At 68.2% G+C, this 19,045-nt stretch carries 15 protein-coding genes, 1 tRNA gene and 1 pseudogene; 4 read left to right on the top strand and 13 right to left on the bottom strand.

Annotated elements, in window-relative coordinates; all coding sequences use genetic code 11:
• The first annotated feature begins 96 nt into the window (after nucleotides 1-96).
• Nucleotides 97-543 carry a hypothetical protein gene (locus E6G92_05235; protein TMJ19207.1) on the top strand — a complete coding sequence of 149 codons (447 nt, stop codon included), beginning with the start codon at nucleotides 97-99 and terminating at the stop codon, nucleotides 541-543.
• An 83-nt stretch (nucleotides 544-626) separates the two neighbouring features.
• On the opposite strand, the gene E6G92_05240 is transcribed toward E6G92_05235, so the two are convergent.
• From E6G92_05240 to E6G92_05250, 3 genes are all read right to left on the bottom strand, one after another.
• Complete coding sequence (locus tag E6G92_05240; GenBank protein ID TMJ19208.1) at nucleotides 627-1,580, bottom strand: glycosyltransferase; 954 nt, start codon at nucleotides 1,578-1,580, stop codon at nucleotides 627-629.
• A gap of 142 nt (nucleotides 1,581-1,722) precedes the next feature.
• The gene (locus E6G92_05245) at nucleotides 1,723-3,270 is read right to left on the bottom strand and encodes a trigger factor (protein TMJ19209.1); all 1,548 of its coding nucleotides are present in this window, start codon (nucleotides 3,268-3,270) and stop codon (nucleotides 1,723-1,725) included.
• 37 nt (nucleotides 3,271-3,307) lie between these two features.
• Nucleotides 3,308-3,392 (bottom strand) — tRNA-Leu (locus E6G92_05250).
• A 139-nt stretch (nucleotides 3,393-3,531) separates the two neighbouring features.
• On the opposite strand from E6G92_05250, the gene E6G92_05255 reads away from it, so the two are divergent.
• Entirely contained in the window at nucleotides 3,532-5,196 is a 1,665-nt protein-coding gene (locus E6G92_05255) for a M20/M25/M40 family metallo-hydrolase (GenBank protein ID TMJ19210.1), read from the top strand.
• On the opposite strand, the gene E6G92_05260 is transcribed toward E6G92_05255, so the two are convergent.
• Genes E6G92_05260 through dnaE form a run of 4 tightly spaced genes read right to left on the bottom strand, consistent with a single transcriptional unit; the run spans nucleotide 5,160 to nucleotide 12,428 of the window.
• Nucleotides 5,160-6,122: a glycosyltransferase gene (locus E6G92_05260; protein ID TMJ19211.1), complete on the bottom strand. Its 963-nt coding sequence runs from the start codon at nucleotides 6,120-6,122 to the stop codon at nucleotides 5,160-5,162. The two genes, E6G92_05255 and E6G92_05260, sit on opposite strands and share 37 nt — an antisense overlap.
• The gene (locus E6G92_05265; GenBank protein TMJ19212.1) at nucleotides 6,119-7,282 is read right to left on the bottom strand and encodes a GNAT family N-acetyltransferase; all 1,164 of its coding nucleotides are present in this window, start codon (nucleotides 7,280-7,282) and stop codon (nucleotides 6,119-6,121) included. The genes E6G92_05260 and E6G92_05265 overlap by 4 nt, the downstream gene beginning before the upstream one ends.
• Nucleotides 7,283-7,329: 47 nt before the next feature.
• Nucleotides 7,330-8,916 (bottom strand): long-chain fatty acid--CoA ligase, encoded by a 1,587-nt coding sequence (locus tag E6G92_05270; protein ID TMJ19213.1) that lies wholly within the window; start codon nucleotides 8,914-8,916, stop codon nucleotides 7,330-7,332.
• Nucleotides 8,917-8,957: 41 nt separating this feature from the next.
• The gene (gene dnaE, locus E6G92_05275) at nucleotides 8,958-12,428 is read right to left on the bottom strand and encodes a DNA polymerase III subunit alpha (protein ID TMJ19214.1); all 3,471 of its coding nucleotides are present in this window, start codon (nucleotides 12,426-12,428) and stop codon (nucleotides 8,958-8,960) included.
• Nucleotides 12,429-12,868: 440 nt separating this feature from the next.
• Here dnaE and E6G92_05280 point away from each other — a divergent pair, with 440 nt between their 5' ends.
• Nucleotides 12,869-13,447: a hypothetical protein gene (locus E6G92_05280; protein ID TMJ19215.1), complete on the top strand. Its 579-nt coding sequence runs from the start codon at nucleotides 12,869-12,871 to the stop codon at nucleotides 13,445-13,447.
• A 42-nt stretch (nucleotides 13,448-13,489) separates the two neighbouring features.
• Here the strand turns inward: E6G92_05280 and E6G92_05285 are convergent, their stop codons facing one another.
• The 3 genes from E6G92_05285 to E6G92_05295 all read right to left on the bottom strand — a co-directional run bounded on the left by E6G92_05285 (nucleotide 13,490) and on the right by E6G92_05295 (nucleotide 16,857).
• A complete protein-coding gene (locus E6G92_05285; protein TMJ19216.1) occupies nucleotides 13,490-14,161 on the bottom strand; it encodes an ABC transporter ATP-binding protein in 672 nt (223 codons plus the stop codon).
• The gene (locus tag E6G92_05290) at nucleotides 14,154-15,404 is read right to left on the bottom strand and encodes a lipoprotein-releasing ABC transporter permease subunit (GenBank protein TMJ19217.1); all 1,251 of its coding nucleotides are present in this window, start codon (nucleotides 15,402-15,404) and stop codon (nucleotides 14,154-14,156) included. The genes E6G92_05285 and E6G92_05290 overlap by 8 nt, the downstream gene beginning before the upstream one ends.
• Before the next feature lie 148 nt (nucleotides 15,405-15,552).
• Nucleotides 15,553-16,857, bottom strand: a complete 1,305-nt coding sequence (locus E6G92_05295) for a proline--tRNA ligase (GenBank protein ID TMJ19218.1) — start codon at nucleotides 16,855-16,857, stop codon at nucleotides 15,553-15,555.
• Between the two features lie 436 nt (nucleotides 16,858-17,293).
• On the opposite strand from E6G92_05295, the gene E6G92_05300 reads away from it, so the two are divergent.
• Nucleotides 17,294-17,506, top strand: coding sequence for a hypothetical protein (locus E6G92_05300; GenBank protein TMJ19219.1), 213 nt, complete (start codon nucleotides 17,294-17,296; stop codon nucleotides 17,504-17,506).
• A gap of 9 nt (nucleotides 17,507-17,515) precedes the next feature.
• Here E6G92_05300 and E6G92_05305 read toward each other — a convergent pair whose 3' ends face one another.
• The 3 genes and pseudogenes from E6G92_05305 to E6G92_05315 all read right to left on the bottom strand — a co-directional run bounded on the left by E6G92_05305 (nucleotide 17,516) and on the right by E6G92_05315 (nucleotide 18,896).
• Nucleotides 17,516-18,067 carry a DUF3833 domain-containing protein gene (locus E6G92_05305; GenBank protein TMJ19220.1) on the bottom strand — a complete coding sequence of 184 codons (552 nt, stop codon included), beginning with the start codon at nucleotides 18,065-18,067 and terminating at the stop codon, nucleotides 17,516-17,518.
• Nucleotides 18,063-18,677 carry a hypothetical protein gene (locus E6G92_05310; GenBank protein ID TMJ19221.1) on the bottom strand — a complete coding sequence of 205 codons (615 nt, stop codon included), beginning with the start codon at nucleotides 18,675-18,677 and terminating at the stop codon, nucleotides 18,063-18,065. The genes E6G92_05305 and E6G92_05310 overlap by 5 nt, the downstream gene beginning before the upstream one ends.
• Before the next feature lie 123 nt (nucleotides 18,678-18,800).
• A pseudogene (locus E6G92_05315) lies at nucleotides 18,801-18,896 on the bottom strand (DUF4390 domain-containing protein).
• Between the last annotated feature and the right edge of the window lie 149 nt (nucleotides 18,897-19,045).

Consider the following 19,045-nt stretch of genomic DNA (forward strand, 5'->3'; position numbering starts at 1 on the left):
TTCTTGCTTTGTCAACATAGCTCACCGATCTGGTTCGCAGAGGGGCGGCAGCGGGTTGCCGGTCGCATCGAATCGTCGCACGGGTGCGGGATGTGGATGTCGCGCGTTCCGATCCTTCCCGCCCTGCTGATCCGGGGCTTTTTCGGCCTTCGCGGCCTCGCTGCCGTCGCCATGCTCGGGGCTGCTGCCTCAGCAACTGCGTCGCACCCGCCGACCATCCCCGCTCCGCCGAGCGCCGCGATCGAGCGGGCCTGGCGGAGCATCGACGACCCGCAGCTCGCCGCCCAGCTGCGGCCGGGCCGGCGGCTCGAGCCCGAGGAATGCGTCGTCCTCCTCGGCCTCTATCGCCCTTCGGCGACGAGGCGCCAGCGTTCGGCCGTCGACCACGCCGGCGATGCGTGGCGCGCCCGCCTGGTCCGCCGGCTCGGCGAGGCCGGCGCCCGGCAGATGATCGGCAGCAGCGTCAACCCGCTCGCCCCCACGCCGCCGCCGCTGCGTCAGGCCGCGGCATCCTGGTGCGTGGCTCACGCGCCGCCGCGGTGACGGGCGCTGAAGGCTCGCCGGCGGGGCGTCGGATCAGGTAACCGCGCGCCAGCTTCAGCAGGCCCGCGTTCCCGGCGCCGGCCCTAGCGCTCCGCGCCCGGCGCCGGCAGGCCGAGATAATGAAGCCGCCTGACCTCGCGCCGCCCGCGCACCACCGTGTCGAGGATCAGGCCGGTGAAGAAGGCGAGGAAGGCGAGGATCATCAGGCCGGTGACCAGGATCGCGGTCGGGAAGCGGGGGACGAGGCCGGTCTGGACGTAGGTGACGACCAGCGGCACCGCGAGGACGATCGCCAGCGCGGCGAGGAACAGGCTGAAGCTGCCGTAGAACAGGACCGGGCGCTCGATCCGGTAGAGGTGGAGGATGGTCTTGAGGATCCGCCAGCCGTCGCGGTAGGTCGAGAGCTTGGAGACCGAGCCTTCCGGGCGGGCGCCGTAATCGGTCTCGACCTCGCCGACCGGCATGACCAATTCGAGCGCGTGGACGCTGATTTCGGTCTCGGTCTCGAAGCCGCGCGAGAGCGCCGGGAAGGACTTGGCGAAGCGGCGCGAGAAGATGCGGTAGCCGGAGAAGATGTCGGTGAAGCTGCGCCCGAACAGGCCGGCGAGGAGCCCGGTGAAGAGCCTGTTGCCGAGCACGTGGCCGGCGCGATAGGCCTCGCCTTCCCGCTCGGCCGGCGTCCGCCTCGCGCCGACGACCATGTCGAGTTGCTCGTCGAGCAATTTGGCGACCAAAGCGGGGGCGGCCGACGCGTCGTAGGTCGAATCGCCGTCGGCCATGACGTAGATGTCGGCCTCGACGTCGGCGAACATTCGGCGCACGACATGGCCCTTGCCCTGCATCTTCTCCGAGCGGACGATGGCGCCGGCCCGGGCCGCAACCTCGCGGGTGTCGTCCGAGCTGTTATTGTCGTAGACGTAGATCGCGGCCCCGGGGAGCGCGGCGCGGAACGCCGCGACCGTCTGCGCGATCGCGGCTTCCTCGTTATAGCAGGGGAGCAGGACCGCGACGCGGAGTTCGGAGATCTCGATCGGCATTCCCGCCCCCGTTCGACGTCGGCCGTGCTTCGATACGGCATTTCGACTTCGCTCAATGCCTACTCAGCATGAGCGAATAAATTAAGCCCTATCCGCTCATCCTGAGTAGGGATCGAGCCTGGCGAGAGCCCGTATCGAAGGATTACGCCTTTTTGGCGGGAGCCTTCTTGGCCGCAAGCTTCTTAGCCGGCGCGGCGTCCGCCTTGGCAGGCGCAGCCTTCTTCGCCGGCTTCTCCGCGGCCCCGGCCTTGGCGGCGGGCTTCTTCGCGGCGGCTCCCTCGACCTTGCTCGGGACAGGCTTCCTGGCCGGCTTGGCGCCATGATCGTGATCGTGGCCGCAGCCGGGGCCGTGGACGTGCCCTTCCTCGGACTCGATCGCCGCCTCGAGCGCCTCGCGGGTCGTCGAGCGCTCGGTGATTTCGGCGGTGCCGAACAGGAAGTCGACCACCTTGTCCTCGAACAAAGGCGCGCGGAGCTGCGCCTGGGCCATTGCGTCGCCGCGGACATATTCGGCGAACTGCTGGCGCTGGTCGGGGCGGTATTGCTGGGCGGCCTGCATGATCAGCTGGTTCATCTCCTGCGGGCTGATCTGGATGCCGTTCTTCTGGCCGATCTCCGAGAGCAGCAGGCCGAGGCGGACGCGGCGCTCGGCGATGGCGCGATATTCGCCGCGCTCCTTCTCCATCTCCTCGCGCGCGGCCTTCGGGTCTTCCTCGTGGGTCGCCTCGTGCTCGAGCTGCTGCCAGATCTGGCCGAACTCGGCCTCGACCATCGATTCCGGAACCGGAAAATCGTGGGCGGAGGCGAGCTGGTCGAGAAGCTGGCGCTTCATATGGGTGCGGGTGAGGCCGTTCAGCTCCTGCTCGACCTGGCCCTTCAAAAGGCCGCGCAGCTGATCGATGCCTTCGAGGCCCATCGACTTGGCGAAGGCGTCGTCCGCCTTCATTTCCCTGGGCGTCTGGACCTCGCCCACGACCACGTCGAAGGTCGCCGGGCGGCCCTTGAGATAGTCGACGTTATAATCCTCGGGGAAGGTGACTTTGATGGTCAGCGCGTCGTTCGCCCTGGCGCCGACGAGCTGGTCCTCGAAGCCCGGGATCAGCCGGCCCGAGCCGAGCTCGACCGACATGCCCTCGCCCTTGCCGCCCTCGAAGGGCTCGCCGTCGACCTTGCCCTCGAAATCCATGATCACGAGGTCGCCCTTTTCGGCCTTGTGCTTGGCCGGGGCGGGATCGTAGCTCTTCTGGCCTTCGGCGAGACGCGCCACGGCCTGGTCGACCGCGGCCTCGTCGGCCTCGACCGTCAGGCGCTCGATCTTGAGGCCCTCGATCTTCGCCTCGGGCACGTCGGGGAGCGCCTCGAGCGCGACGGTGACGACCGCGTCGGTGCCGGCGTCGCCGCCCTCTTCGAGCGCGACCTCGGGCTGCATCGCCGGGCGGATGTTCTGCTCGGTCATCAGCTGCTGGACGCCGTCCTGCACCGCTTCGTTCAGCGCCTGCTGCTGAAGCGCCGGCCCGTGCATCTTGCGCACCAGATTGGCCGGAACCTTGCCGGGACGGAAGCCGGGCATGCGCACCTGAGGCGCGACCTTCTTCAGCTCCTGATCGACCCGGGCGTCGATGTCCTTGGCGGGAATGGTGATCCGGAAGGCGCGCTTCAGGCCCTCGTTCAACGTCTCGACAGTCTGCATTTCAAACCTTCATGTCAGCAAGGATTCGGGCGGCCGCTGGTGCGGGCGGAGGGGCTCGAACCCCCACATCTTTCGATACCAGGACCTAAACCTGGCGCGTCTACCAGTTCCGCCACGCCCGCTTCGGCCACGGCAAGGCGGCGTCTATAGCAGCGAGGGGCGCGAGGGCAAGCCAAGTCGCCGCCCTCCCCGCTTCATTGCCACGCGCGGGGAACTGTTCTAGTCGAGCGGCACAGTCTTCTCCTCTCCAAGGTGGTTTTCATGCAGTTCAAGCCGTTGCTCGCCGGCCTCGCCGCGCTTTCCCTGTCGGCGTCCGGGATGGCGCAGGCGCCGGCGGCAAATGCCGGCGATTTCAGCGCCGACGCCTTTCGCGCCCATGTGACGTTCCTCGCCGACGATCTGCTCGAGGGACGCGAGGCGGGGACTCGCGGCTACGACATCGCGGCGCGCTATGTCGCCACCCAGTTCGAGGCGCTGGGCCTGAGGCCCGGAACCGCCAACGGCTGGTTCCAGCCGGTCGAGTTCGTCCGCTACAGCACCCACGGCCAGCCGACGCTGACCGTCGCCGGCCAGACCTACACCCACGGGCGCGAGATGATCGTGAGGGCCAGCCCCGAGGCGGCCCCGCTGACGCTCGACGCGCCTTTGGTCTTCGCCGGCTACGGGCTCGACATGCCGAGCCACGGCTTTAACGACTATCAGGGCATCGACGCGCGCGGGAAGATCGTCGTCGTGCTGAGCGGCGTTCCCGAGGGTATCCCAAGCGACGTTTCCGCCCATATGAACGGCGACAAGAGGCGGATGGCGGCCGCGCGCGGCGCCGTCGGCATGATCTCCATCCGTACCCGCCACGATATCGCGGAGACGCCGTGGGAGCGGACATTGCGCTTCGCCGACCGGCCCGGCACCACCTGGCTCGAAGCGGACGGAACCCCGTTCGTCGACGGCAGCGGCCTCAGGTTCAGCGCCACGATGAGCGACGCCGCGGCCGAGGCGCTGTTCCGCGGGGCGCGGCGCACGACCGCGCAGGTGCTCGACGAGGCCGCCCGGACCGGCGCCCGCCCGCACGGCTTCGCGCTCACGCAGACCGCTCATTTCGCTCGCGAGGCAGCCGAGACGACGCGCTTCTCCAGCCCGAACGTGATCGCCGTCCTGCCGGGGACCGACCCCAGCGTCGCCAATGAATATGTGCTGCTGATGGCCCATCTCGACCATATCGGCGTGCGCACCAGCGGCGAGGGCGACCGGATCAACAACGGAGCGATGGACAACGCCACCGGAATCGCCACCCTGATCGAGGTCGCGCGGCAGTTCAGCCGGCCCGGCAACCGCCCGCGCCGCCCGATCCTGATCGCCGCGGTGACCGCAGAGGAGAAGGGCCTGCTCGGCGCCCAATATCTCTCGCGCCATCCGGTGGTCGGCCAGGGACGCGTGATCTCGGTCGTCAATCTCGACATGCCGGTGCTGACCTACGACTTCCAGGACGTGACGGCCTTCGGCGCCGAGCATTCGACGATGGGGGCGATCGTCCAGCGCGCAGCGGCGCGGATGCATGTCGGCCTGTCCCCCGATCCGCTGCCCGAGGAAGGGCTGTTCACCCGATCGGACCATTACCGCTTCGTCCAGCAGGGCGTGCCTTCGGTGTTCCTGATGACCGGCTTCGCCAATGGCGGGCGCGAACATTTCACCGACTTCCTCGAGCATCAATATCACAGCCCGCGCGACGAGGTGACCTTGCCGTTCAACTGGCAGGCAGGCGCGCGCTTCGCCCAGCTCAACTATCTGATCGCGCGGGAAATCGCCGACGGGGCCGAAGCGCCGCGCTGGTATGCGGGAAGCTTCTTCGGCGACGCCTTCGGCGGCCAGCAGGCGCGCGCGCCGCAGCCGCCTCAGGCGGCCTCGCGGCCCTCCAGCGCGGCGCGGTAGACGCCGTCGAGCGTAGTGAAGCGCCCGCCCATGTGGTCTCGGAAGAAGGTCAGCACCTGCTCGATGCCGGCGAGGAAGGCGGCGAGGTCCGCCTCGTCGCGGACGTAGGGCGTGTGGCCCGGCGCGAGGCTGGGGCTGTGATAGGTGAGGCTGAAAAGGCGGTGGCCGCGCGCCGCCATCGCCTCGATCAGCCGGCACTGCTCGTGCGGGGGCGTTCCCTCGGGCGTGAGCCGCGAGCGGGCGACGATTCCCGAGCGCGCCAGCACGCCGGGCAGGCGCAGACGACCGGCGCCGGGACTGTCGAACAGCCAGCCGGCGCGTTCCCCCAGCGCGGGCATCGCGCCGAGGAAGCCGACGCTCAGCGGTATTTCGAGCAGGCCTTCCGGCAGCCAATGCGGCCGATCCGGGCGGCCGCGGAAATCGGGGCCGCCATCGCCGGAGAAATCGCTGTGCGGCACGAAGCTGCAATCGATCCGGTAGCCGAGATCGGCGAGGATTCGGCCGGTATTCGGCCCGTAGCCGTAGCGGCCGGCCTTGAACGCGCCCGGAGCCTCGCCGAAATTCTTCTCGATCGCTCCGGTCAGCGCCTCGATCTTGGCGCGTTCCAGCCACGGCGGCAGGTTGCAGTGATAGGAATTGCGGGCGTTGACCTCCTCCTCATAGGGCGGAGTGACCCACGGATGGAGGTGCGCGGCGATCCCGGCCCTGCCGGCGTCGCGCAGGCTCGAGAGAAACGCGACCGCCTCCGGATCGGTCGCGACCGGGTAATCGACGGCGTAGGTCGGCACGATCCCGAGACGGTGGTAGATTTCGTGAGCGAGCGCCTGGGCCGGGATCGAGCGGGTCGCGCGGCTGTCGCGCGAGAACGGCGCCGTCCAGTCGAACTCCTCCTCGGTGTCGACGACGATCAGCAGCTCGGGCGTCACGGCCGCTGTCCCTTGACCAGCGCCGACGCGCGCTCGAGCCCGCGGCAGAGCGCATGGACGGCGCGGCGGCGCGCGCCCTTCAGCGGAATCGTGACCCGGACGACGGAGCGCCGCTCGCGCCAGAGACCGTCGATCATCGAATGATGGTCCATCGCGCAGCTGTCGACCCATTCTATGTCGGGATCCTCGAGGATGCGCAGATTTTCGATCTGGAGGAGGACTCCGGGCGAGAAACGGCCATAATCCTCGTCGAACGCGGTCTTGAACGAAAAGCCGCCCGGCGGCGTCAGGAAATTGGCGAGCATGGCGATGGCGCGGCCGTCGAGATCGAGGCGCAGGAACTGGAGGCGGCCCGCTTCCCACGCCCCGGCGGCGGCGGCGCGGAAGAAGGCTTCGGCCGCGGCGTCCACCGCGAGCCCGGTGCCCGCCTTGCCCTTCCAGCCCTTGCGCTCCAAAGCGAGATAATCGTCGCACCAGGCGGAGAGCTCGGACCCTTCCGCCAGGCGGCGAAAGCCGAGATCGCCGAGCTCGCCGAGGCGGCTGCGCTGGCGGCGCAGCTCCTTGCGCTTCTTGCCGCGGACGGCGAGCTCGAAATAGGCGCCGGGGTCGAGCCGGGTGTCGAGCATCGCACGGCGGCGGCGGTGAACGACCTCGCCGCGGCCGAGCGCCCGGAACAGGGGGCCGTCCTCCGCCAATCCGCGCAGGTGAAGGAAAGCACCGGCCCAATCGTCGCGGTCGAGCAGGCCGAGAAGAGCCTCCCAGAAGGCGGCCTCCTCGCCCGCGGCGACGAGCGGCGAGCCCAGAAAGGCGTGGTCGTGATACCAGTTCTGGACGAAGCGGACCGGCAAATGCGCATAACCCCGCTCGATCGTCAGCGGCAGCAGGCCGATCAGGCGCGCGCCGCGGCGGACCTCGGCCAGGCGGATGTCGCGATCCCCGGCGAGATGGGCGAGCGAAGCGGCGACGAACCAGCGCTCGTGAAAGGGGTTTGGCTCGGCGGCGCGCAGGACCAGATCGTCCCATTCGCCGGCCAGATCGGCAAGCGCGAGGCGGGCGGGACGAAGCCGCGCGCGGACCCCTGCCGCCGACATGGCGGCGAGCGGCGCCCGCGAGGCGGCGCGGCGCTCCGCCGACGTCTCGATCCGGCCCATCGAACTCATCGGCGCGCGATAGCCGACAGAGGTAAATTAATGGTGCGGAGAGAAGCTCATGCCGTCTGGAGAAGATGGTCGCGATAGCGATCGCGCAGGGCCGTCTTGAGCAGTTTGCCGGTGGCCGTGTGCGGAAGGCTGTCGACGAACAGGATTTCGTCCGGAAGCCACCATTTGGCGACTCGCGTGCCGAGATGGGCGAGGATCGCGTCGGCGCCGACCTCCGAGCCTTCCTTGCGGACGACCAGCAACAGCGGCCGCTCGTCCCATTTGGGATGCCGCGCGCCGATCGCCGCCGCCTCGGCGACGCCCGGGCAGCCGACCGCCGCATTCTCCAGCTCGACCGAGCTGATCCATTCGCCGCCGGATTTGATCACGTCCTTGGAACGGTCGGTGATCTGGAGCGTGCCGCAGGGGTGGAGGACGGCGACGTCCCCGGTGTCGAACCAGCTGCCCTCGCCCGCGCAATCGCCCGCCTGGTCCTGAAAATAGCGGCGGATCACCCAGGGGCCGCGAATCTGGAGGCGGCCCGAGCTCTGGCCGTCGCGCGGCTGTTCCTTCTCCTCGTCGTCGACGACCCGGAGCTCGACTCCGAAGGGCACCCGGCCCTGCTTGCAGACGAGATCGACCTGCTCGTCGAAGCTCAATTCCTCCCAATTGGCGGGCGGCGAGCCGATCGTGCCGATGGGCGAGGTCTCGGTCATCCCCCAGGCGTGGCCGACTCGGATACCGGTCTTCATCAGCCGCTCGACCATCGAGCGCGGCGCCGCCGAGCCGCCGATGGTGACGATCCGAAGATGCTTCGGCATCTCGCCGGTCTTGTCGATATGCTGGAACATGGAGAGCCAGACCGTCGGGACTCCCGCGCTGTGGGTCACCTTCTCCTCGTTCATCAGGCGGCAGAGCAAGACCGGATCATTGACCGCCGCGTAGACCATCTTGATCCCGGCCATCGCTCCGGAGAAGGGAAGACCCCAGGCCGCGGCGTGGAACATCGGCACGATCGGCAGCGCCACCGTGCTCGGCGAAAGATCGAAGCAGGACGGCGCGACCTCGGCCATGGCGTGGATCACCGAGGAGCGATGCTCGTAGAGAACGCCCTTGGGATTGCCGGTCGTCCCCGAGGTATAGCAGAGCATGCAGGGCTCGCGCTCCGAGCCCTCGACCCAGGAATAATCGCCGTCCTCGGCGTCGAGCAGGGCCTGGAACGCGCCGTCGTCGAAGCAGACGTAATGGTCGATGGAGGTCCACTGGTCCTTGAGGCGGTCGACGATCGGCTGGAACAATTTGTCGTAGAAGAGGACCTTATCCTCGGCATGGTTGGCGATGTAGACGAGCTGCTCGTCGAACAGGCGCGGATTGATCGTGTGGATGACGCCGCCCATGCCGATCGCGCCGTACCAGGCGATCAGGTGATAATGGTGGTTCATGGCCAAGGTGCCGACCCGGTCGCCGCGCTTCAGGCCCATCTTCTCAAGCGCTTGCGCGAGCTTCCTCGAATCGCGTGCGATGCCGGCCCAGCTGGTGCGCTCGACCCTGCCGTCGGCCCAGCCGGTGACGATTTCGCGAGCGCCGTGCTCGCGCTCGGCATGGTCGATGAGCCGCGGCACGCGCAGCTCGAAATCCTGCATCCCGCCCAGCATTCGAACTCTCCCGCTCCGTCTATGCGCGGGAGTCTATTCGCTTACGAAACGAGCGCAAGCCTGGGCGCCTCGGCGACCGACAGGCGCACGGCGCGGATCCCGCCGACGCGTTCGATTCGCGCGGCCAGCTCGGCGTCGACCTTATAGTCCCGGCCGAGCACCATTTCCGCCTCGCCGCCGCTCCACGCCGCGCGGCAGGTGAGCTGGCCGTTGCCGCCGCGCTCCGCAAGGACGATCGCTGCCAGTTCGCCGAGCGCGGCCGGATCGTCGACCTCGACCTCGAGCTGGAGGCGAGTCCGGCGCGACAGCCCCTCGAAGCCCTGAAGCGAGCGGATGGCGAGGCGCGGCGTCTCCTCGCCCGGGCGCCGGTCGAGCTCGACGCTGAGCAGGGCGCACTGGCCGTCCTTGGCGAAAGCGGCGACCTGATCGGCCACGGCGTCGTCGAAGATCGTCGCTTCGAACTGACCGGAGGAATCGGACAAGGTGGCGATCATGTAGCGGCGGCCCTTGGCCGAGGTTCGCCAGCGCACGTCCTCGATCATTCCGGCCATCACCGCGCCTGTCCGGCCGCCGTCGGCGGGAGCGGCGAGCGCCGAAAGGTCGCCGAAGCGGCGCGCGCCGTGGGCGGCCGCGAGGTGGCGGTAATTGTCGACCGGGTGGGCGGAGAAATAGAAGCCGAAGGCCTCCTTCTCGGCGGCCATCCGCTGGGCGAGAGTCCAGTTCTCCGCCGCGGGCATTCGGATAGGGACGACATTGGCGGCGCCCTCGCCGAACAGACCGCCCTGCCCGCTGACCCGCGCATCGGCCGCGCTCGATGCCGCGGAGAGGATCGTCTCGGCCGCGCCGAACGCCGCCCAGCGCTCGGCGATCCCGTCGAACGCGCCGGCGGCGGCGAGGCTTTCGAGCTGGCGGCGGTTGAGCTGCCGCGGATCGATCCGGGCGGCGAAATCGTCGAGCGTCCGGAAGGCGCCTCCGCGATCGCGCTCCTCGACCAGCACCTCCATCGCCTTCTCCCCGACCCCCTTGAGCGCGCCCAGGGCGTAGCGCACCGCGTGGCCCTCGCCGTGGGGCTCGACCGAAAAGTCGGCTTCGCTGGCGTTGATCGAGGGGGGCAGGATCGAGTCTCCGCGCCGGCGCATGTCGTCGACGAAGATCGCCAGCTTGTCGGTGAGGTGGATGTCGAAAGCCATCGAGGCGGCGTAGAATTCGACCGGGTAATGGGCCTTGAGCCACGCCGTCTGGTAGGCGACCAGCGCGTAGGCGGCGGCGTGGCTCTTGTTGAAGCCGTAGCCGGCGAACTTGTCGATCAGGTCGAACAGCTCGTTGGCCTTCGGCCGGGCGATGGCATTGACCGCGCAGCCGGTGATGAAGCGCTCGCGCTGCGCGTCCATCTCCGACTTGATCTTCTTGCCCATGGCGCGGCGCAGCAGGTCCGCCTCGCCGAGGCTGTAGCCGGCAAGCACCTTGGCCGCCTCCATCACCTGCTCCTGGTAGACGAAGATGCCGTAGGTTTCCTTGAGCACGTCTTCGAGCAAAGGGTGCGGATATTCGATTCGCGCGCGGCCGTTCTTGCGGTCGCCGAACATCGGGATATTGTCCATCGGGCCCGGCCGGTAGAGCGAGACGAGCGCGATGATGTCGCCGAAATTGGACGGGCGGACGGCCGCCAGCGTTCGGCGCATGCCTTCCGATTCGAGCTGGAACACGCCGACCGTGTCGCCCTTCTGGAGCAGCGCGTAGACGTCCGGATCGTCCCACGGCATCAGCCGGTCGAGATCGACCTCGACTCCGCGCCTGGCGAGCAAAGCGACTGCCTTGCGCAGCACGGAGAGCGTCTTGAGGCCGAGGAAGTCGAACTTCACCAGCCCCGCGGCCTCGACATATTTCATGTCGAACTGGGTCACCGGCATGTCCGAGCGCGGATCGCGGTAGAGCGGCACGAGCGCGTCGAGGCGGCGGTCGCCGATGACGACGCCCGCGGCGTGGGTCGAGGCGTGGCGGGGAAGGCCCTCGAGCTTCATCGCCAGATCGAACAGGCGGCGGACCTGGGCGTCGTTGCGATATTCGGCGGCGAGCTCGGTGACGCCGTTGAGCGCCCGCTCCAAGGTCCAGGGATCGGTCGGATGGTTGGGGATGAGCTTGGCCAGCCGGTCGACCTGGCCGTAGGGCATTTGCAGGACGCGGCCGGTATCCTTGAGCACCGCGCGCGCCTTCAATTTCCCGAAGGTGATGATCTGGGCGACCTTGTCCGACCCGTAGCGCTCCTGGACGTAGCGGATCACCTCGCCGCGCCGGGTCTCGCAAAAGTCGATGTCGAAATCCGGCATCGACACGCGTTCGGGGTTGAGGAAGCGCTCGAACAGCAGGCCGAGGCGGATCGGATCGAGATCGGTGATGGTCAGCGCCCAGGCGACCACCGAGCCGGCCCCGGAGCCGCGGCCCGGGCCGACCGGAATGTCCTGGTCCTTGGCCCATTTGATGAAGTCGGCGACGATCAGGAAATAGGCCGCGAAGCCCATGTCGATGATGATCTCGGTCTCGAAGGCGAGCCGGTCGAAATAGGCCTTGCGGTCCTCATCCGAGAGATCGTCGTAGAGCGCGAGGCGCGCATCGAGGCCGGCCTTCGCGTCCGCCCGGAGCTGGCTTGCCTCGGCCTCCAGATCGCCGGCGATGGACGGGAGGATGGGCTTGCGCTTGGGCGCTCCGACCGCGCAGCGCCGCGCGATGACCGAGCTGTTGTCGATCGCCTCCGGAAGGTCGGCGAACAAGGCGCGCATGTCGGCGGCAGGCTTCATCCATGCCTCGGGCGAAGAGCGAACGCGGTCGTCGCGGTCGATCTGGCTCGACTGGGCGATGCACAGCATCGCGTCGTGGGCGCGATGGAAGTCGGCGTCGGCGTAAGACGCCGGATTGGTCGCCACCAGCGGAAGGTTCCGCGCATAAGCGAGCGCGATCAGCCCGGCCTCGGCGGCCTGCTCGACCGGATCGCCGCGCCGGCTGAGCTCGACGTAGAGCCGGCCGGGGAACAGGCGCTCCAGGCGGTTGGCCACGTCGTTGAACGGCTGCTCCTCGGCGATCAGCCGGGCGAGCGCGCCCTCCCCGCCCCCGGTCAGCGCGATCAGCCCCGCGGTGCGCCCTTCGAGCGCGTCGAACGTGACGTGGGCCTCCTCCTCGACCGGGCGGCCGAGATGCGCTTCGGAGACCAGCGCGCAAAGGTTGACGTAGCCCGTCTCGTCCTGCGCGTAGAGCGCGAGCCAGTCGATCAGCGGCGCCCGTCCCTCGGCGCCGGGCCGGGCGACCCCGAGCAAGGCGCCGACGATCGGCTGCACGCCCGCCTCGATGCAGGCATCGGTGAACGGCATGGCGGCGTAGAGCCCGTTGCGGTCGGTCAGCGCCACCGCGGGGAAATCGAGCCTTTTGGCCTGCCTGGCGATCGCCTTCGGCTCGATCGCGCCCTCGAGCATCGTGTAGCAGGAGAAGATTCGAAGCGGGACGTAGGGCGCGGCCGACATGAGGCGACTATGGTGCCTTCATCGGCGGCGCGAAAGCCTCCTGCGGCGATTCGCCCACAGGAATCCGGCTCACCCGGCCTGCCGCCCGATCCGCCCAAACAGCATGATCGAATCGAAGCTTCTATCTTTCGTTAAGGCAGAATCCGGAGCCGTTGGCAGCCGGGACGGAAAGCAGCGCGATAAATCAGGATAGCATTTGGCGAATTGAAAGATTGCGCCGAAATGGACACCTCAGACAGTTTGACTGTAGATTACCTAGCTATTTACTTCAGGAGATTCCAACCTGAATCGGACGATTCCAATCTAGACTCTAAAAATGTTCCGTGACTAGCTACACATGCGCTCCATCGACGCCGCCTGACTTCAGCGCGGCTCACGAAAGCGCCTGTTTGGCTATGCGGCGCCACTCGCGCCGCACTACTCATCGAACGGAGGTTTCCATGGCCAGCAAGCAACCCGGCGGACCCGGCGGCATACGGGGTGAAGTCGAAGGCCCGCTGTTCACGATCGATTTCGAGAAGCACGCCGTCGAGCGGCCGCGCGAGCTTCCGCGCGAACTGGCCGAAGCCGAGCTTTTCGACGAGAATTTCTTCTCGCTCCAGGCCGACACCAACGAGGCCGCGAAAGTCTCGATCGCATGCCAGCAGGTCCACCTCCTGAACCTGGTCAGCTGGCCCGAATTCAAGACGGTCTGGGGCAAGCGCTGCTACAAGGTCAAATGGTGGACGGTGTGCATCCCCTGGCCCTACATCTACAAGCGGGTCTGCACGCGCAGCTACTATCTGCAGATCTGTCATCCGACCATCGGCGAGATCATGGCCGCCATCCTCGACTGCCTCAAAAAGTCGCTCAGCGAGGCGCTCCTCGCCCTGCTGATCCAGAAGAAATTCGACGTGTTCCTGAACGTGCTCCGGATCGTGCTCGTCAACTGCCTGCAGCAGAAGGGCGTGAAGCTCCTCGAACAGCTGTCGGTCGGCATCAAGGAGCAGGTCAATTGCACCAACTGGCAGGAGGTTTGATCGCGAGACGGACCCGGACGGCATGGGCCGTCCGGACGTTTCTCACTCGATCACGCCCTCGTGCAGCCTCAGCACCCGGTCCATCTTCGCCGCTATGCGCTCGTTGTGGGTGGCGACGAGGGCGGCGCTGCCTTCCTCGCGGACGAGGCTGAGGAATTCGGCGAAGACGATGTCGGCGGTGGCTTCGTCGAGGTTGCCGGTGGGCTCGTCGGCGAGCACCAGAGCGGGCCGGTTGGCGAGCGCCCGGGCGACGGCGACTCGCTGCTGCTCGCCGCCCGAAAGCTTGCTCGGCGGATGGGTCAGCCGCTCGGAAAGGCCGAGCGCTCCGAGCAGCGAGCGGGCGCGCTCGCGGGCCGCGGCCGTCGTCGCGCCGTGGACGAGCTGCGGGATGACGACATTTTCCTCGGCGCTGAAATCGGGCAGCAGATGGTGGAACTGGTAGACGAAGCCGAGCGTGTCGCGGCGCACCCGGGTGCGGTTCGAATCGTCGAGCGCCGCGGCTTCCTCGCCGGCGATCCGGATCGAGCCCTCAAAGCCGCCCTCGAGCAACCCGACCGCCTGGAGCAAGGTCGACTTGCCCGAGCCGGAGGGGCCGAGAAGCGCCACGATCTCGCCGGCGCGCACCGTCAGGTCGATTCCGCGCAGCACCTGGATGGTGACGTCCCCCTGGACGAAGCTGCGCCTGAGTCCGGCGGTTTCGAGCACCTCACTCATAGCGAAGCACCTGAACCGGATCGGTCTTCGACGCGCGCCAGGCCGGAATGACGGTGGCGATGAAGCTCAGCACCAGCGCCATCAGGACGATCGCCATCACCTCTACGGGATCGGGCTTGGCCGGAAGCTCGGTGAGGAAGCGGACCGAGGGATCCCAAAGATTTTGGCCGGTGAGCCGCTGGAAGAAATCGACGACCGGCTGGCGGAAATAGAGGCCGAGCGTGCCGAGGACGAAGCCGGCGAGGATTCCGAGCACGCCGATCGTCAGGCCGACCGTCATGAAGATCCTCATCACGCCCGCGCGGGTGGCGCCCATCGTCCGAAGGATGGCGATGTCGCGATGCTTGGCGCGGACCAGCATGATCAGCGAGGAAAGGATGTTGAACGCGGCGACGAGGATGATGATCGAAAGGACCACGAACATCACCACCCGCTCGACCTGCAGCGCCTCGAACAGGGCCGAATTCATCGAGCGCCAGTCGCTGACGATCGCCCGGTTGGCGAGCTGCCCGGAAAGCGGCGCCAGGATGTCCTCGACCCGGTCGGCGTCGGCGGTGTCGACCTCGACCATGCCGATCGAATCGCCCATCAGAAGGAAGTTCTGCGCTTCCTCCAGCGGCATGATCACGAAGGCCTTGTCGAAATCGTAGAGGCCGACCTCGAAGATCGCGGTGACGTTGTAGTCGACGATCCGCGGCACGGTTCCGAAGGGGGTCGCCCGCCCCTGCGGCGAGATGATGGTGATCGAGCCGCCGACGCTGATGCCGAGCAATTGGGCGAGGCGCGAGCCGATCGCGACATTGTTGCTGCCGGGGCGAAGCGAGGCCATGGAACCGGCGATCACGTTCGCGTTGATCGCCCTGTTGGCGGCGATGTCCGGCGCCGGCATGCCACGCAGAAGGATCGCCTCGACCCGCCCTTCGTGCGTGGCCATCAACGGCTGCTCGATCAGCGCGTGGGCGGAGGTGACCCCCGGCGTGCGCCGCGCCGCATCGAGCACCGGGCGCCAATCGTCGAGCCGGCCGCCATAGCCCTGGATCACGGCATGGCCGTTCAGGCCCACCACCTTGTCGAACAGCTCGGCGCGAAAGCCGTTCATCACGCTCATGACGATGATCAAAGCGGCGACTCCGAGCATCACCGCGGCCAGGCTGATCCCGGCGACGAGGAAGATGAAGCCCTCGCCCTTGCCCGGCAGGAGATAGCGCCGGGCGATCATGCGCTCGTAGCGGGTGAGGATCATCGGAGCCGCTGTCCCCCGTTCGTCCCGAGCGAAGTCGAGGGACCCTTTCGAGCGGAGCGAGAACAGGCCTCGGCTTCGCTTCGTCCCTCGACTTCGCTCGGGAGGGTGTCTCGACTTCGCTCGACACGAACGGACGGAGTGGCGATCTTCACGCGGTCAGCCTCGCAAGCGCGCTTTCGATGCTCAGCTCCTCGCGTTCGCCGGTGGAGCGGCGCTTCAGCTCGACGACGCCCTTCTCCAGCCCCTTGGGGCCGACGATCAGCTGCCAGGGCAGGCCGATCAGGTCCATCGTCGCGAACTTGGCGCCGCCGCGCTCGTCGCGGTCGTCGTAAAGGGTGTCGACGCCGGCCTCTTGCAGCCGGCCGTAGATCTCGTCGGCGGCGCTGGTGACGCTGCCGTCGTCGGCGCGCATGTTGACGAGGCCGACGCGGAACGGCGCGACCGCCTCCGGCCAGACGATGCCGCCCTCATCGTGGCTCGCCTCGATGATCGCGCCCATCAGGCGCGACACGCCGATGCCGTAGCTGCCCATTTGCGGGTGAACCTGAGCGCCGTCCGCCGTCTGCACGCTGAGGCCCATGGACTCGCTGTATTTGGTGCCGAAGGCGAAGATGTGGCCGACCTCGATTCCGCGCCGCTGCCGCAGGCGATCGGCGGGCACGGGGCAGTCGGGAACCTTGGCGTGCTCCTCTTCCTCCATCGCGTAGAGGCCGGTGAGGCGGGCGATGGTCGCGGCATCGGCGCCGAGCAGGTCCTCCCGAGTGACCTCCTCGATCGCCGCGTCGTAGAAGATCGCGCTCTCGCCGGTCTCAGCGAGGATGTGGAATTCGTGGCTGAGATCGCCGCCGATCGGCCCGGTCGGGGCGCGCACCGGAACCGCCTGGAGGCCGAGCCGGGCGAAGGTGCGAAGGTAAGCGACGAACATCGCCTCGTAGCTCGCCTTCAAACCCGCCTCGTCGAGATCGAAGCTGTAGGCGTCCTTCATCAGGAACTCGCGGCCGCGCATGATCCCGAAGCGCGGGCGGATCTCGTCGCGGAACTTCCACTGGATGTGGTAGAGCGTGCGCGGAAGATCGCGGTAGCTCTTGACGCTGCCGAGGAAGATCTGGGTGATCATTTCCTCGTTGGTCGGCCCGTAGAGCATCTCGCTGCCCTTGCGGTCCGGGAAGCGAAGCATTTCGGGACCGTAGGCGTCGTAGCGGCCCGACTGGCGCCACAGCTCGGCCGACTGGATGGTCGGCATCAGCAGCTCGACCGCGCCGGCCTTGTCCTGCTCCTCGCGAACGACCTGCTCGATCCTCTTGAGCACCCGGTGGCCGAGCGGAAGCCAGGCGTAGATTCCGGCGGCGGTCTGGCGGATGAGGCCGGCGCGGAGCATCAGCTTGTGGCTGACGATCTGGGCGTCGGCGGGCGTCTCCTTGACGACGGGGAGGAAGTAACGGGACAGGCGCATGGCGACGCCTTACGGATGCCGCCAGCGCAACGCAACGCAAAGCCAGATCAGGACGAGCGCCTGATTAAGGCGCCTGTTGCGGATCGTTCGCAGCTTCTGTTGCGGGTCGGCAACAGTTTCGCCGCAAAGTCGCCACGATTGGCGATCGGGCGATGACAAGGCCGGTGGGCGGGCATAGGTACCGGGCCACGCAACCAAGGACTTAACGCCCTGGTTCGGGGAAGCTCCGGTCCCGTTTTCTCTGGCGAGGTGAGAAAGCGCGCGGGCCGGGGCATCACAAGGGGGTAGACGGCGCGAGCCGTCTCACGGGTGCCCGGTCCGCAAGGCCCGGGCACTTGTCGTTTGGGCCCCGTCTCCTCCCAGTCCGCCGTCCGAGCCGAGTGGTGCTCGCTCCGCGGCGATGATAGGTTCGGCTCCGGCAGCAAGGAGGAAAACGATGCAGGAAGACGAACATGTCGATCCGCAGGACGCTTCGCTGAGGAGCTCGCCAAAAGCGAGCGAGGACGAGGCCGGCGACGATCTGCAAGGCCTGGCCGCCGCCGAATGCTATTGGAACGACAAGAAATATTCGGACGGCGCGACCGTTTGCGACAACCACCAGCGCTTCAAATGCTGGAACGGGCGCTGGGTCGACATCGGCAGCTGCTAGTCGACGGCCCTAATCGACGCGGCGGACGGTCGTTTCGACGGTGGCGACGTTGAAGCCGAAGCGGCGGATGGTCATCCGGTTCGAGGCGGCGCGGCCGCCCGGCTGGAGCGTGATCCACTGCTCGACCGAGGGCCCCTCGGCAAGGCGGTAGCGCAGGTGGAGGGTGGCGCCGGACACTTCGCCGGCGACCGCGCCGCGCGCGTCGCTGATCGTCCCGGTCACCGCGTTGGCAGCGCCGCGGGTCAGCCGCCAGACCCGGCGCCGCGCCGGCTTGCCCTCCTCCTCGACGACCTGATCGAGCACCAGCGTGCCCCCCTGCATGCGCCCGGTGGCACGATCGCGAACGGCGTGGCGGCCGGACATGATGATGTGCACAATGCCCGAGCCCTCGGTGCGGCCGACGAAGAAGCGCTCGAGCGCGCTTCCCGGCGGCGGCGGCGGATGCGCCGGCCCCTGCGCCGCGGCGAGGAGCAGGAAGCCGAGGATTTCGGGAAGGGCCAAGCATGTGCTCCGGACGGCGGTGAGGCCGTCACCATGGCAGGCCTCGCCCCTTCGCTCAATCCGCGGCGAGCTGGGTGGCGACCGGCAGGGGCGCGGCCAGCGCCAGCGCTTCCTCCGGGCTGGAGGGCGCCTCGTCGGTCACCACCACCTGGCTGCCGAGCGCGGTCACTCCGTAGAGCCGCTGGGCGAAGGCGCGCGGCAGGCGGACGCAGCCGTGCGAGGCGGGATGGCCGGGGATCTGGCCGGCGTGGAGCGCGACTCCGTCCCACGTAAGCCGCTGCATGAAGGGCATCGGCGCGTCGTCGTAGAGGTTGGAATGGTGGTCGACCTCCTTCTGCAGGATCGGGAAGGTGCCGGTGGGCGTGTCGTAGCCCGGCTGGCCGCTGGAGATGGTGGAGACGCCGATCAGGGCGCCGGAGCGGAAGACGAAGGCGCGCTGGAGCGGCAGGCTGACGACGATGGCCACCGGGCCGTCACCGGGCGCGGCCGCCGGGTGCCAGCGATACTGGCCGGGGCGAAGACCGTCGGAGGCGAGATCGGCGCCCTCGGCGGCGGCCGGGATTTCGGGGTCTGTCGCGGCATAAGCGGCGGCCGGGATCGTTGCGGAAAGGCTGAGGGAAAGAAGGCCGAGCGCGAGCGCGCGCCGCAGCCGGGGGGCACCACCGGACATAGGATACTCCACTTTTACTGGCGCGGCCGCCGAAGGGGACGGAGGTTCGCGCTTACCTGTGTTGCAAAACGCGGCTGGTCCGCTTTGGTGCCGTGAGGCAGTTCAGGCGCCGCTCATGTCGCGGGCGCGACCTTCGAGGCTCGACGAGGGAGGATGCGATGCGGGGAGCGACGGCGGTGCTGGCCGGGCTGGCGATGACGAGCGGGGCGGCGGCGCAGGTGCCGAGCGCCGAGGCGCAGTTCTGCCACGATCTCGGCCGGATCATCGCCGCGGCGGCGGAGACGCCCGAGCCCTTCTACAGCCTGGAGCGGAGCGCCGCGGCCCCGCCCCGCCTGGGCTTCACCCATTGCTTCCGCGCCGGCGACGCA

This window comes from Alphaproteobacteria bacterium (assembly GCA_005883305.1).
Taxonomy (GTDB): domain Bacteria; phylum Pseudomonadota; class Alphaproteobacteria; order Sphingomonadales; family Sphingomonadaceae; genus Allosphingosinicella.